We start from the raw sequence: 14,185 nt of genomic DNA, 5'->3' as shown, positions 1-14,185 counted from the left end.
GTAGGTCGCCGGCTAAACGCCGCTTAGTCGGCAGGCGCACGACGCGCGGATCGGCACATCGGCACGCGCGGCGGCCAGGGAGAGCTGCTGGCCGATGATCACCGCTTCCTGGTGACGCCCCAACCGCTGCAGACACTCGTGGTAGCCGTGCAGACTCCACACGTTGCCCGGATGCTGGCAACACCGCGCCAGCGTGGGGTCCAGCCCCAGATCAGCGGCGTACACCGCCGCGGCCTCTTCGACGTGGCCCTGCTCGAGCAGCAGCGCGCCGTAGGCATGCCGGGTGGGTTGCATCCAGCCCCACGGCTCGTCGTACGGCAACCCGTCGTCGAGTTCGACGGCATGCCGCAGATACCTGAACGCTTCGTCGAAAGATCCTTCCCTATAAGCGATCTCGCCGTCGAGCATGGCGGCTGCCACCGCGAGGATGTCGCGACTGGTGTTGTTGAACAGAGACCGGGATTCCGGGATCCGCGCGTAGGCCTCGGCAAACGCCTCGCGCTCGGCATGCGCTTGAACCAGCCGTCCGCTAGCCGCGAAGGCGACGCCACGCCCGTAATGGACCGTCGTCGCGGTGGTGCAGTATAAATCCGGGTCGGCCGGCAACGGCTGGGCGATCAAGTCGTCCCACCGGCCGAACCGCACCAGCACATGGGTTCGCAACGGAACGAACGCCTCAAGCCAGTCCGCCATCGGCGGCGACGCAACGGCGAGCAATTCGGGCGTCAGCTGCCCGGCCAGTTCGTCGGCGGCCTGCAATGCAATTTGCGATTGCCCCTGAAACATCGCCGAATACACGATGAAGTGCAGATCGTGCGCGCGGTAGAGCGAATAGAAGTTCAGCGCGCCCTCGCGCTCCACAAAACGCCGATCTGCTTGTACTGCAGCGCTATTGGCAACTATGGAGCTGCGATAGTCGCCGCACAGCACATCGATGTGACTCGGCATGTGTTGCAGATGCCCCGCGTCAGGCACCAGGCCGCGCAGCAGGTCCGCTGCCGGCAGGGCCGCTTCGGGCGTCGCCGACATCTCCATCGTGTGCAGGTACAGGTGCAGTATCCCCGGGTGGGCACGACCCCGGGGCCCGGCCAGGGCATCCTCCAGGATCCGCCGGGCCTCCAGGGCACGAGAGCCCTCCGCGGGTTGGCCGGTGGCGGTGTCCCACAGGGCCCAGGCCGTGACGTTGACCAGCGCGTCGGCGGCCAGGGCCTGCACGTCGATGTCGCCGGGAAAATCTGCGGCCAACGCCGTCATCGCGTCGGCATAAGCGAGCCGTCCTGCGTCCAGGTCCTCCGAAAACCGTGAGCGCAGGGCTGCAATCAGTCCCTGCTCGACATCGCTCGCCCGCCCCTGGGTGGTCGCCGCGAGTTCCGCACGGGCACGGGACAGTGATGCCGCCAGGTCGACCGGATCGAAGGCGTCCCATGCCTTGTTGTAATTGGGCCCAACCGAATACGCGATGCCCCACCGCGCGATGGCCAGATCGGGGTCATGATCGAGGGCGCGCTCGAAGCACCGGATCGCCTCTTCATGGTTGAAGGCGTAGGCCCAGATCAGGCCGCGGTCAAACCACAGCTGCGCTTGCGGCGCAACGGTGTCGACCGGGCGGTGATAACTGCCGAGGTCGAGGTACGGCGGCTCGGAGGTCACGGGATGGTGAGGGCGATCTTGCCGACATGTTCGCCGGCCCGCATCACCCTCAGCGCCTCATCGAGTTGGTCCCAGCCGAATACGTGGCTGATGTGCGGCTTGATCTCAGCCTTCGCGATCACCTCGCACACTTCCCGGTGCGTGCGCACGCTGCCGACGGTGATCCCGATGATGCGCAGGTTGTTCAGCATCACCTCGGCGACAGCGATGGGCGTCATGTCGAATCCGCTGAGCACACCGATCACCGCGATCGTGCCGGCCATCCGCGTCGAATGCAGCGACTGGGGCAGGGTGGCGGGTCCGCCGAGCTCGACCACGAGGTTTGCGCCGCGGCCGTCGGTGAGCCTTTTCACCTCCGCGTCCCACCCCGGGGTGGTGCGGTAGTTGATCAAATGCGTTGCGCCCAAATCGGACCCGACCTTGAGCTTGTCGTCCGAGGACGACGTCAGAATGGTGGTGGCGCCCAGTGTCTGCGCCAGTTGCACGGCGAAAAGCGATACGCCACCGGTGCCCTGGGTCACCACCACGTCACCCGCGCCGATATTGCCCTCTCGCAGTGCCGCCCAGGCCGTGACAGCGGCACACGGAATCGTTGCGGCCTCGACGTCGCTGAGGTGCTCGGGCGTGGGGACAACGCCGGTGGCCTCTGCGACGCGGTACTGCTGCAGCCACCCGTCGCAACTGTCACCCGGCAACTCGCGTTTGTTCTCCGGCGTCGGCGGGCCGTCCTGCCAGCCGGGGTTGAAGGCTCCCATCACGCGCTGCCCGACGCGCAGATCTTGGACGTCGGGGCCGACGGCGACCACTTCACCGGCTCCGTCGCTCATCGGCACTCGCGGCCAGGGCCCGGGTAGCAGGCCCATCAAGTTGACGTTGTCGTGGAAGTTCAGGCTCGAGGCGTTGACCTTGATCAGCACCTGTCCCGGTCCGGGTTCGCCCACCGGCCGCTCCTCGGCGACCGGCGCGATGCCGGGCCCGTTCATCACCATGGCCTGCTGACGGTCGGGGATGTTCATGCGCCGACTACCTCCTGGTCGATCCGGTTGTGCCGCCGATCCGCTCGACGATAATCCGACACGCGGCACGGCCTTCGGGGGTGGGAGTCAAGGGGTAGACGTGAATGAGTCCCGGCTGTTCGTAGTACTCGATGTCGACGCCCGCGGCCGCGGCTTTCTCGGCCAACAATCGCGCGTCGGGATTCAAGATGTCGCGGGTGCCGCTGAATACGGTCAAGGGGCCAAGACCGGTCAGGTCGGCAGCCAGTGGACTGACCCGGGGATCGTCGACGGGCAGGTCGCCCCGCCAGCGCTCGGCGTAGACATGCAGCGCATCGCGGCCCAGCCACGGGTCCGTCGGCTCGACCGACGCGATGTCCGGGTTGCCCAGCGAAAGGTCCAGCGCGGGCGAGATCAGCACCGTCGCGGGAATGGCCATGCCATGATCGTCGCGCAGCATCAACGCCGCCGACAAGGCCATCTGACCGCCGGCAGAGTCCCCTGCCAGACACACGTCGGCGTGCTGAGCCGCCATGTCGACGATTTCGGGCAGCACGTCGGCAGCGGTCGCGGTCGGCAACAACGGATAGATCGGCACGACCACCGTAGCGCCCGCCTGGTGGGCAATCTGTGCTGCCAATTGCCAATGCGCACTGGTGATTTCGTTGACCCAGCCGCCGCCGTGCAGGTAGATGACGGTGAGTTCGGGCGCCGACCCCAGCGGTGTCAACGTGTAGATCGGCCAGCCCGATCGATGCTCCAGCGTGATGTCGACCTTGGGCCGCAACCGCGGCGGCGGCCCGAACGGTACCGGGTGCAGGGCGCGTTGTTCCAGGTGTGCCAGGGCGGCCTGCGCACTGGCGTACGGTCGATGCCTACCCGTCAGGTGAAGCAGTGTGGGCATCGCCCGGCTTCTCCAGCTGGTCATCGCTCGACCCTATCCCGGGCAGCGGCTCCCACTCCCGGGCCACCGATCCGGTCCAGTGCGGCGGTCGGCGTTGCAGAAACGCCTCGACGCCCTCGCGTGCATCCGGACTTCCCATCACCCGGTGATGGAGCTGCGTTTCCAGCGCGGCCACCTGGCGCGGCGTGTAGCCCCTGCTGATGGTGTCCCAGAGCAGTCGCTTACTCAGCGCCGCCGACATGGGTGCCACATTGACCGCGATGTCGCGCGCCACGGCCAGCGCATGGTCCAGCACCTGCGGTCCGGGCAAGGCGCGGGACGCGAGCCCGAGAGCGACCGCCTCCTGCCCGTCGATGGTGCGGCCGGTCAAGAGCAACTCGGCCGCGACGGCGCCGCCCACCAGGTGCGGCAACGTCCAGTGCGACATGCAGTCCGGAATGACACCCCGCCGCACCTGCGCCACAGCGTATTTGGCGTCCTCGGCCACGAACCGGATGTCGGCCTGCAAGGCGATGGTCAGCCCGATTCCGACGGCATGGCCGTTGACCGCCGCGATCACCGGGGTGCGCAGTTCGAACGCCGCTGGGTCGGTGGGTGAGGCGGTGAACTCTTCAGCCGCTGGCGCGTCGAAAGGACTTGTCGGCGCGGCGAAGTCGGCGCCCGCACAGAACGTGTCGCCGGCGCCGGTGAGCACGATCGCGCGCACCGCGTCGTCGTCGTCACAGTCGCGGTAGGCCTGGTTGAGCAGGGCACCCATCTGCGCGGTATAGGCGTTGCGCCGCTCCGGCCGGTTCAGGGTGAGCACGGCGACACCGTCGGCGATTGCCACGGTGAGATCGGCTCCCATCCGAGCGAACTTACCGGGTTGGTCAGGGCTGAGATCGCAGGCACTATCGTGGGCGCATGAGAGAGCAGCCGCAATGAGTGTCCAGTCTTTGGACACCGACTACCTCGTCATCGGTGCCGGCGCCATGGGGATGGCGTTCACCGACACCGTCATCACCGAATCAGACGCGCGCGTCGTCATCGTCGACCGGGCTCACCAACCGGGTGGACACTGGACCACGGCGTATCCGTTCGTGCGTTTGCACCAGCCGTCGGCGTACTACGGCGTCAATTCAAGGGCATTGGGCAACAACACCATTGACATCGTCGGCTGGAATGAGGGGCTGAACGAACTGGCCCCCGTCGGCGAGGTCTGCGCCTACTTCGACGCCGTCATGCAGCAGCAGTTCCTGCCCTCCGGGCGCGTCGAGTACTTCCCGATGTCGGAGTATCTGGGCGACGGCCGGTTCCGCACCCTCGGCGGCGCCGAGTACCTCGTCAACGTCCGGCAGCGCATCGTCGACGCCAGCTACCTGCGCGCCATCGTGCCGTCGATGCGGCCCGCGCCGTATCCCGTCGCTCCGGGCATCGACTGCATCCCCCCGAACGACTTGCCCAAATTCGCCGCACGGGACCGCTACGTCGTCATCGGCGCCGGCAAGACCGGCATGGATGTGTGCCTGTGGTTGCTGCGGCAGGGCATTGACGCGGACCGCCTGACCTGGATCAAACCACGCGATTCATGGCTGATGGATCGGGCGACGCTGCAACCGGGTCCAACGTTCATCAAGCGATTCCGGGACAACTACGGCGCGACCCTCGAGGCCATCGAGGCCGCTGTCTCGATCGAGGATCTCTTCGATCGACTGGAAGCGGCCGGCACGTTGCTTCGCCTGGACCCCTCGGTGCGGCCACGCATGTACCGCTGCGCGACGGTGTCCCAACCAGAGTTCGAGCAACTGCGCCGCATCGAGGATGTGGTCAGAATGGGTCACGTCCAGCGCATCGAGCCCACGGCCGTCGTGCTCGACGAAGGCACGGTCACCTCCTCGCCCTCGGCGCTCTATATCGACTGCACCGCCGACGGGGCACCCGAACGTCCCGCAACGCCGGTTTTCGACGACGGCCGGTTGACCCTGCAGGCGGTGCGCGGCTGTCAGCAGGTGTTCAGCGCCGCGTTCATTGCCCACGTGGAGTTCGCCTACGACGGCGACGCAGTGAAAAACGAACTCTGCCCACCGATTCCGCACCCCGACCGTGATGTCGACTGGCTCCGCCTGACTCACTCGGATCTGCGCAATTTCGCGCGGTGGCTCGACGACCCCGAGTTGACCGACTGGCTCAGTTCGGCGCGGTTGAACCTGCTGGCCGAGCTGCTGCCACCGTTGTCACACAAGCCGCGCTTGCGGGACCGCGTGGTGTCGATGTTCCAGAAGAAGCTGGACACTGCCAGCGAACAGCTGGAAAAACTGATGAGTGAAGCCTGAAGGAGTAGGCGTGCCTCATAATCCCGAGGTGGATGCATCGCTCGTGCCCGTGCCCGATGACGGTTACGTTTACCAAACCCGTTGGCAGTTAGCCACATCCGACATCGACGAGCACCGCAGGCTGCGGCTGGACGGCGTCGCGCGCTACATCCAGGAGGTGGGCGCCCAACATCTGGCCGACGCGGGGCTGGCCGAGGTTCATCCGCACTGGATCGTGCTGCGCACCGTGATCGACGTCCTGGAGCCGATCGAGATCCCCAGTGAGATCACGTTTCGCCGCTGGTGCGCGGGCCTTTCCAGTCGGTGGTGTGACATGCGGGTGCAACTCGTGGGCGACCAGGGCGGGCGCATCGAGACCCAGGGCTTCTGGATCTGCATGAACAAGGACACCTTGACGCCGTCGCGGCTCACCGACTACTGCATCGAGCGCTTCGGCAGTACGACGGACAATCATCGGCTCAAGTGGCGCCCGTGGGTCACCGAACACGTCCAAGCCGCCACCGATACCCCGTTTCCCCTGCGCCGCACCGATATCGACCTCTTCGAGCACGTCAACAACACCATCTACTGGCATGGCGTACACGAAATCCTGGCCCATTACCCCGAATTGGAGAACAACCCGTATCGGGCCGTACTGGAGTACCGCAGTCCCATCAAGTACGGCGAAGAGTTGACCATCCGTTCCGAACACAGCGGCGACGCGGTGCGCATGGATTTCACTGTCGGCGAGGATGTGCGCGCGGCAGCCCTGGTGCGCAAGATCTAGTCGCGGTCAATCCATTTCAGCTGTGCCGCGCTGTGGTGCTCCCCGGCCGCCGGCGTGAGACCGTCGAGTCTGGCCAGCTGTTCGGCGGACAACTCGACGGCATCGGCTCCGACGTTCTCCTCGAGGCGCGCAACTCGCTTGGTCCCGGGGATGGGAACAATGTCCGGCCCCTTCGCCAGCAACCAGGCCAGCGCGACCTGTGCCGGCGTGGCGCCGATGTCGCCCGCGATGTCGCGAAGCTCATCGGCACTGCGCAGATTGTGTTCGAAGTTCTCGGCGGCGAACCGCGGATTTGACTTGCGGAAGTCGGTGTCGGGAATCCCGTCGGTGGAACGGATCGCCCCGGTGAGGAAGCCGCGGCCCAACGGCGAATAGGCGACGAACCCGATGCCCAGTTCGCGCAGTGCCGGAAGCACCGCGCCTTCGGGATCCCGCGTCCACAGCGAGTATTCGGACTGCACAGCGGTGATGGGGTGCACCGCGTGGGCGCGCCGGATGGTCTGCGCACCGACTTCGGAGAGACCGATGTGCCGGATCTTGCCGGCCTGCACCAACTCTGCGAGAGCCCCGACCGTGTCCTCGATCGGGGTGTCGCGGTCCAGGCGGTGTTGATAGTAGAGATCGATGTGATCGGTCTGCAGGCGCTGCAGTGAACCGTCCACCGCGATGCGGACATTGGCCGGACTGCTGTCGAGGCCGTTGCGGCCGGTGTGAGAGATCATGCCGAACTTGCTCGCCAGCACCACGCCGTCCCGACGGTCGCGCAAAGCGCGGGCGAGCAGTTCCTCGTTGGCGTACGGGCCGTACACCTCGGCGGTGTCGATCAATGTCACGCCGAGATCCAGAGCGCGGTGGATCGTGCGGATCGATTCGTCGTCGTCGCTGCCGGCGCCGGCATAGGCCACAGACATCCCCATGGCGCCCAGGCCGAGCCGTCCGACTGTCAGATCCGCAAGCCGCGCTGGTCTCATAGAAGTCATTGTGCCGGGTACCCTCGCGCTGATGGATGATCGGGAGTCCGCACGACCGGCGCGCAATGTCGCGGTGGATTTCCTGCGGGCATCAGGGGTGATCCTGATCGTGCTGGGGCACTGGCTGGCGTCGTCGGTGACCTATCACGACGGCCGCTTCGGCCGCCAGAATCCGCTCGTCGATCAGCCGTGGACGCAATGGTTGACGTGGGGTTTCCAGGCGGTCCCCACCTTCTTCATGGTGGCCGGGTACGCGACCGCGGTGTCCTGGGCGCACCGGGGCGACGACGAAGGCTTCTCACGGCAGAACTGGCTGCGGCACCGGTTGGCGCGGGTCCTGGGACCGACGGCGGTCTACGTCGGGGTGATTCTGGCTTTGGTGGCCGCGCTGCAGCTTACGGGCATGCCCGGCTCGGTGGTGCGGTACGCGGGCTGGGCCGTGGCAATGCAATTGTGGTTCCTGGCGGTCTATGTGGTGGTGGTGTCGTCGACGCCCATTGCGCTTGCTGCACAACGCCGTTGGGGGCTATGGGCGGTGGTGGCACTGGCCCTCGGGGCAGTTGTCGTCGACGTCGCCGCAGTGGCGTACCACGTGCCCCACGTCGGCCTGCTGAACTACCTGTTGTGCTGGGGTGCGTTCTACCAACTCGGAATCGCCTGGCATGCCGGGCAGCTGTCCGGACTTCGGCCGGTCGTGCTGGCTGCGGGGTCGGTCACGGTGCTGGCACTGTTGGTCGCATGGGGGCACTACCCGGTCAGCATGATCGGCGTGCCGGGCCAGCAGGTGCAGAACACGACGCCACCCACTGTGGCTTTGCTGGTCTTCGGCTGCGCCCAGATCGGCATTGCCACCGCGCTGGTTCCGGCCCTGAATCGGGCGTTGCGTCCGCCCGGGCTGCAACGGGTGGTGTCGATCGCCAACGACAACGTGATGGCGCTGTACCTGTGGCACATGGTGCCGGTCGTACTGGTCGCCGTCGTCGGCTACCCGGCCGGGTTGTTTCCGCAGCCGCCGGAGGGGACCGCGGCCTGGTGGCTGTTCCGGCTGGAGTGGACCGGCATCCTCATCGTTGTCACCGCCGCTGAGATAGCGCTGTTGTACTGGGGCCGAAGATTTTTCGCCGCGCCGCTACCGATGCTGACCACGCCGGTGCCCGAACGCTGGACCACACCGGCGCTGCTGGCCGGAGCCGGAATGACGACCTACGCCCTGGCGTGTTTCGCGGCCGACGGCTTCGCACCCGACGGTCGATTCCCCTGGGCTCGTGCGCTGATTTTCGGTACCGGGGCGGTACTCATCACCGTTAGGGCCAGAAGACCATCAGATCGGTGACCTATGGCCCATCCGCGGGCGTCCTCGGCTACTTAACCTCCGAGGCGAAGCGGAAGGAGCGGTGGCATGGCGACCCGCGGTACGCATCTCGGCATCGTCGTGGGCGTCGACGGTTCGCCCGGCTCCGCGATTGCCGTCCAGTGGGCCGCCTACGACGCGGCTCTGCGCGACGTGCCGCTTACCCTCGCCCACGCCGCCCGGACGCGCAGCCAGCGTGAGCGCGGACTACAGGTGCTCGACCAGGCCCTGCGGACGGTATCTGCCCGGGTTCGGGTGCGATGCGAAATGCCCTGTGCTACTCCCGTTTTTGCGTTGGCCGACCTGTCGGAGCACGCCGAACTGGTGGTGGTCGGCTGCCCCGGAGGTGGCGCACCTGGGGAATGTCAGTTCTGTTCGGTCAGTTCGACCCTGATCCATCACGCCCACTGCCCGGTCGTCGTCATCCACGATGACGTCCAGCTCAGCCCGGAAACCCTCGCGGCTCCGGTGCTGGTGGGCATCGACGCCTCGTCAGAGGCCGGGTCGCTCATGGAGATCGCGTTCGAGGAAGCCTCAGCACGCGGCGTGGGACTGGTGGCCCTCCATACTTGCGAGGCCTGCAACGGCCTCGACGAGACCAGCCCCGCGCTTGCCGGCTGGACCGATCGCTACCCGGACGTCACGGTCCACCAGGTGGCCGCACTCACCGACCCGGTGCAGCAACTCGTGGATCACGCCGAGAAAGCTCAGCTTGTGGTGGTGGACACTCAGGGCAACGGCGGATTCGCGGCGATGTTGTTCGGCCCGGGAGTTGCCGGCACGGTGACCCATGTGCCGATCATCGTGGCGAGGGCGTCGCCGGCCAGAGCGGGTTCCTAATCTGCGGCGAAGTCCGGCAACGGCCGTTGACATATGGCGTGCGCCTCCTCGGCAGACAGTCCGAACAGGCGCAGCACGCTCTCGGTTGCGGCGTCGGCGGCCTGCGCCCCGTCCCGCTCCGGGTCGTTGCGCAGCAGTGCTCCCAGACCCAACAGCGCGCCACCGGCCATGGCCAGCGAGAACTCCGGATCGTCGGTCTTGAACCGGCCGGCAGCCGCGGCCGCCTTGATGTCCCGCAGCGCCCGAGGCGCAAGACCGCGGTCCGACCACAGCAGCGCCGGGCCGTTGGCCAGCAGGATCTCGCTTTCCTGCGGCCGCTGGCGAAACATCCGGCCGGTCAGGCGGAAGCTGGTCGCGAACGTCTCCGCCGGATCCTCGATGGCCTCGGTCAAGCGGTCCAGCAGCGCCCCGTGGGCGTCGAGCACATCGGCGACCGCGGCCTCGAACAGCTGCTCCTTGCTGTCGAAGTGGTTGTAGAAGGATCCCATCCCGACGTCTGCGGCCTGAGTGATCTCCAGGACAGGCACGTTGACCTTGCCTTCGGCGATGAGTCGCTGAGCTGCCTTGACCAGCGCCGAACGGGTGCGTTGTTTGCGTCGCTCCAGGCGGCTCACGCTGTCAGCTGACATCGTCACTCCAGCAGTATGCCTCAGATTTGAGGAATTCGTCAGAAACCTTGACTCGGCCTCCGCGAGTATGTGACGATTTCGTCAGTTACTAATGAGAGACGGTGATGGAAGTGCTCGAATCCCCGACCGAACCGCACCGCGGCTTGCACAGCGAGCAGGGTGCCCGACCCGCCGAACATCCCGGCCGATCCCGGAATCCGGTGATCAAAGTTGCCGACCTCGCTTGGTTGGAGTTCGAAAAGCCCGACCTCGCCCGTTGTGAGGCGTTCGCGCGGGCCTTCGGCTTTCAGACGGCGCATCGCGGGCCCAACGAGATTGCCTTACGGGGCACCAACTCCGGTGCGCCCTGCGTGATCGTGCGTCGTGGCCAACGCTCACGATTCACCGGGGTGGCATTTCGCGCTCATGACGAGGTGGATGTGTTGCGACTGGCCGACAAATCCGGTCTCACCGCCCACTCGTTGCCGGAAGCCCTCGGAGGAATGTCGGTCGACCTGCTCGACCCCACCGGCATTCCGGTGCGGGTGGTCGCCGGCATGCACGAACTGCCGGAACTGCCCAGCCAGCAGCCACCGGTCTTCAATTTCGGACGGGAAACGCTGCGTATCAACGCCACTCAGCGTCCGCCCCGAGTACCGGCACGGGTACAGCGGCTGGGCCACCTGGTGCTGCAATCGACGAAGTATCTGCAATCGCTGAACTGGTACCTGGACAACCTCGGGATGATCGTCAGCGACTTCCAGTATTTCCCGGGCCAGCGCGAGCGCGGGCCGACTATGAGCTTCATCCGCTGCGACCGGGGGGCGACGCCGGCCGATCACCACACGTTGGCGTTGGCGCTGGGCCCGGCCAACCGCTACCTGCATTCGGCTTACCAGGTCAGTGATCTCGATTCGCTCGCCGCCGGTGGCGAGTACCTCAGGGAGCGTGGCTATGTGCGTTCGTGGGGAATCGGCCGGCATATCCAGGGCAGTCAGATCTTCGACTATTGGCGCGATCCGGACGGTTTCCTGGTCGAACACTTCACCGACGGCGACATGTTCGACAACACACTGGAGCCCGGCTGGGCACCGCTGACCGCTTCGGGCCTCGCTCAGTGGGGCCCCCCGGCGACCCGGGACTTCCTCGGTACCGACCCCAAATCGGCCCGCCACGAGGTGGTTTCGATGATCGGCGCGCTCCGGCAACGCAATGAGTTCGACTTCAACCGCATGATTGGTCTACTGAAAGTGGCTGGCGCATGACCATTTCCGTACTGCACACCAACGACGGCTGGTGGGTGGAGACCCCTACCGGCGCTGCCAGGATCGACACCACCGCAACCAGCACCGCACAGCTGCTGTCCGATCGGGCGGCGATCGAGGCTGCCGTGACGACTACCGACACCGTCCCGGTCGACACCCTGGACCTGGTGTCGCCGGTGACCAGGCCGTGCCGGGTGGTCGCCCAAATGACGAACTTCGAGTCGCACGTCAAGGACGCGGGCATGGACCCGACGTCGATTCCGCTGACCTTCTTCCGCAAGGCATCTGCCTCGATCTGCGCACCCTTCGCCGACATCGTCAAGCCCGCGCACGTTCAGTTGCTCGACTACGAGGTGGAGATCGGGCTGGTGATCGGACGCCCGATCGCCGTCGGCACCAGCATTTCCGACAGTAATCTGGCCGACTTCATCGCCGGGCTGGTCGTCACGAATGATGTGTCTGCCCGCGACATTCAGCTTCCGCAGACCCAGTTCTACGAAGCCAAGTCGTATCCGACGTTCACGCCGGTCGGCCCGCGGCTGGTGTTGCTGAGCGCCGATGAACTCAAGCGCTTCGGTGATCTGCGGCTGCGGCTGCGGGTCAATGGTCAGGAGCGCCAGAACGCCCTCGTGGAGGGCGACATGCTCTACCGGCCCCTGCAGGCGCTGCAGTCGCTCACCCAGTTTCAGGAGTTGGCGCCGGGCGACCTGATACTCACCGGTACGCCGGTCGGCACCGCGCTGAGCGCCCCGTCCAAGCCGGTGGAGATCATCGGGAACCTGCTACCGCCGGCCGTCAAGTGGAAGGCGTTCTTCAAGCGGCAAGCGGGCAACCCCAAGTACTTGCAGCACGGTGACATCGTCGAAGCGTCGGTAGCCACCGACGACGGTGCCATCGACCTCGGAACTCAGCGCAATCCCGTCCGATACGCATGAGCACCCGGGCAATTCGGCGCGTCCCCGTCGTCATCGTGGGCGCCGGGCCAACCGGCATCACCGCCGCCACGCTGCTGGCGCAGTATGGAGTTGCCAGTCTGATCCTCGAACGCTGGCCGGGGGTGTACCCGCAGCCCCGCGCGGTGCATCTCGACGACGAAATCTACCGTGTGATCGCGCGTCTGGGCATTGCCGAGGAATTCGCGGCGATATCCCGGCCCACGCTGGGACTGCGACTGCTGGACAACCGCTTCGCCGTGCTGGCCGAATTCCATCGCGACCCCGCGCAAAGCGTGCACGGCCACCCCCAGGCCAACATGTTCGACCAACCGGAACTCGAGGCCCTGTTGCGGACCAACCTCGAGCACTATCCGGCTGCCGAATTGCGCGGCAATTCGGACGTCACCGCGATCGCCATTCGCGGCGATGGTGCGCGCGTCACCTTCACCGACCGGACCGACGGAACGGTTCATCAGGTCGATGCCGACTACCTGTTGGGCTGCGACGGCGCCAACAGTCGAGTGCGCACTGAGATTGGTTCGACCATGCGGGATTTGAAGTTCGAGCAACGGTGGCTGGTCGTCGACGTCGCTACCGAGGCAGACCTCAGGCAGTGGGACGGCGTCTACCAGATCTGCGACCCGGCCCGCGCCGGAACCTACATGCGCATCGGAGAATCCCGCTACCGCTGGGAGTTTCGCCTGCTGGACGGCGAGAACGCCGGAGACTTCAACACCTTGAGCAGACTCCGGCCGCTGATCGATCCGTGGACCCGGCACCTACCCGACGAAGAACTCACTCTGTTGCGGGTCGCCGAGTACACCTTTCGTGCCCAGATCGCGGATCGATGGCGTCGTGACAACGTCTTCATCCTCGGTGACGCCGCGCACCTCACTCCCCCGTTCATCGGGCAGGGCATGGGCGCCGGTCTACGCGACGCAATGAACCTCAGCTGGAAGATCGCCGCGGTGTGCAATGGGACGCTGCCGGCTCAGATTCTGGACACCTATCAACAGGAGCGTAAACCCCACTGCCGCGCCCTGATTCGTTTGGCGCTCACCGTCGGCTGGTCGATGACCGGCGGTGGCCGGCTCGGAGATCTGACCCGGCGCGCCATTCTGCCCCGAGCCGGCATCATTCCGGGGTTGCGCAAGAGAATCGTGGATTCGGCTACGCCCGCACTGCGCAGTTCTGCCCTGGTTCAGAAATCCCGCCGGCCGTGGGAACTCGCCGGGAAATTGTGCCCCAATCCGTTGCTGGAAAACGGCAAACGTCTCGACGACATCGCCGGCACCGGCTTCGCTCTGATCAGCCGGATCCCAGTCGAGGCGGCTACCGAGACGTTGTTGCGCGAGAGAAGCGTTCCGATCATCGCGGCGGAGCCGGGCGGGCCCCTGGATTCGTGGCTGCGCCACGGGCGGGCTTCGGCCGCACTTATCAGACCCGACCGGACGGTGATGCGCGCCGGTCGCGACGCGACGCTAGTCGCGGGGGCGGCGGTGCCACTGCCCACACCGGAAAGGTGTCCGTAGCCGGCGCACCCTCCTCGCGCCGCGGGGCGCTAACGAAATCCCAAGACATTAAACGA

At 66.2% G+C, this 14,185-nt stretch carries 13 protein-coding genes; 7 read left to right on the top strand and 6 right to left on the bottom strand.

Going from position 1 to position 14,185, the window contains the following annotated elements; genetic code table 11:
- Positions 1-12: 12 nt before the first annotated feature.
- From QXK92_RS03055 to QXK92_RS03040, 4 genes are read right to left on the bottom strand one after another with little or no spacing between them, the layout of a single operon-like run.
- A complete protein-coding gene (locus QXK92_RS03055; protein ID WP_306240195.1) occupies positions 13-1,650 on the bottom strand; it encodes a tetratricopeptide repeat protein in 1,638 nt (545 codons plus the stop codon).
- Positions 1,647-2,666 carry an NAD(P)-dependent alcohol dehydrogenase gene (locus tag QXK92_RS03050; RefSeq protein WP_306240194.1) on the bottom strand — a complete coding sequence of 340 codons (1,020 nt, stop codon included), beginning with the start codon at positions 2,664-2,666 and terminating at the stop codon, positions 1,647-1,649. Before QXK92_RS03050 ends, QXK92_RS03055 begins: the two co-directional genes overlap by 4 nt.
- Positions 2,667-2,673: 7 nt before the next feature.
- Positions 2,674-3,549, bottom strand: a complete 876-nt coding sequence (locus tag QXK92_RS03045) for an alpha/beta hydrolase (protein ID WP_306240193.1) — start codon at positions 3,547-3,549, stop codon at positions 2,674-2,676.
- Complete coding sequence (locus tag QXK92_RS03040) at positions 3,521-4,396, bottom strand: enoyl-CoA hydratase/isomerase family protein (protein ID WP_306240192.1); 876 nt, start codon at positions 4,394-4,396, stop codon at positions 3,521-3,523. Before QXK92_RS03040 ends, QXK92_RS03045 begins: the two co-directional genes overlap by 29 nt.
- Positions 4,397-4,469: 73 nt before the next feature.
- Here QXK92_RS03040 and QXK92_RS03035 point away from each other — a divergent pair, with 73 nt between their 5' ends.
- Positions 4,470-5,861, top strand: a complete 1,392-nt coding sequence (locus QXK92_RS03035; protein ID WP_306240191.1) for an NAD(P)-binding protein — start codon at positions 4,470-4,472, stop codon at positions 5,859-5,861.
- Between the two features lie 10 nt (positions 5,862-5,871).
- Positions 5,872-6,627 (top strand): acyl-[acyl-carrier-protein] thioesterase, encoded by a 756-nt coding sequence (locus tag QXK92_RS03030; RefSeq protein WP_306240190.1) that lies wholly within the window; start codon positions 5,872-5,874, stop codon positions 6,625-6,627.
- Here QXK92_RS03030 and QXK92_RS03025 read toward each other — a convergent pair.
- Entirely contained in the window at positions 6,624-7,598 is a 975-nt protein-coding gene (locus tag QXK92_RS03025) for an aldo/keto reductase (protein WP_306240189.1), read from the bottom strand. The genes QXK92_RS03030 and QXK92_RS03025 overlap by 4 nt on opposite strands.
- A 31-nt stretch (positions 7,599-7,629) precedes the next feature.
- Here QXK92_RS03025 and QXK92_RS03020 point away from each other — a divergent pair, with 31 nt between their 5' ends.
- Positions 7,630-8,931 (top strand): acyltransferase, encoded by a 1,302-nt coding sequence (locus tag QXK92_RS03020; RefSeq protein WP_306240188.1) that lies wholly within the window; start codon positions 7,630-7,632, stop codon positions 8,929-8,931.
- Between the two features lie 66 nt (positions 8,932-8,997).
- Positions 8,998-9,789, top strand: coding sequence for a universal stress protein (locus tag QXK92_RS03015; RefSeq protein ID WP_306240187.1), 792 nt, complete (start codon positions 8,998-9,000; stop codon positions 9,787-9,789).
- Here the strand turns inward: QXK92_RS03015 and QXK92_RS03010 are convergent.
- Positions 9,786-10,418, bottom strand: coding sequence for a TetR/AcrR family transcriptional regulator (locus QXK92_RS03010; protein WP_306244156.1), 633 nt, complete (start codon positions 10,416-10,418; stop codon positions 9,786-9,788). The genes QXK92_RS03015 and QXK92_RS03010 overlap by 4 nt on opposite strands.
- Positions 10,419-10,522: 104 nt before the next feature.
- On the opposite strand from QXK92_RS03010, the gene QXK92_RS03005 reads away from it, so the two are divergent.
- The 3 genes from QXK92_RS03005 to QXK92_RS02995 are packed head-to-tail and all read left to right on the top strand — an operon-like array spanning position 10,523 to position 14,129.
- A complete protein-coding gene (locus QXK92_RS03005) occupies positions 10,523-11,662 on the top strand; it encodes a VOC family protein (RefSeq protein ID WP_306240186.1) in 1,140 nt (379 codons plus the stop codon).
- A complete protein-coding gene (locus QXK92_RS03000; RefSeq protein WP_306240185.1) occupies positions 11,659-12,597 on the top strand; it encodes a fumarylacetoacetate hydrolase family protein in 939 nt (312 codons plus the stop codon). The genes QXK92_RS03005 and QXK92_RS03000 overlap by 4 nt, the downstream gene beginning before the upstream one ends.
- The gene (locus QXK92_RS02995) at positions 12,594-14,129 is read left to right on the top strand and encodes a bifunctional 3-(3-hydroxy-phenyl)propionate/3-hydroxycinnamic acid hydroxylase (RefSeq protein ID WP_306240184.1); all 1,536 of its coding nucleotides are present in this window, start codon (positions 12,594-12,596) and stop codon (positions 14,127-14,129) included. Before QXK92_RS03000 ends, QXK92_RS02995 begins: the two co-directional genes overlap by 4 nt.
- Positions 14,130-14,185: the final 56 nt, after the last annotated feature.

It is taken from the genome of Mycobacterium sp. TY815 (assembly GCF_030755135.1).
Classification (GTDB): Bacteria; Actinomycetota; Actinomycetes; order Mycobacteriales; family Mycobacteriaceae; genus Mycobacterium.
This window is presented reverse-complemented; position numbering and strand designations above follow the sequence as displayed.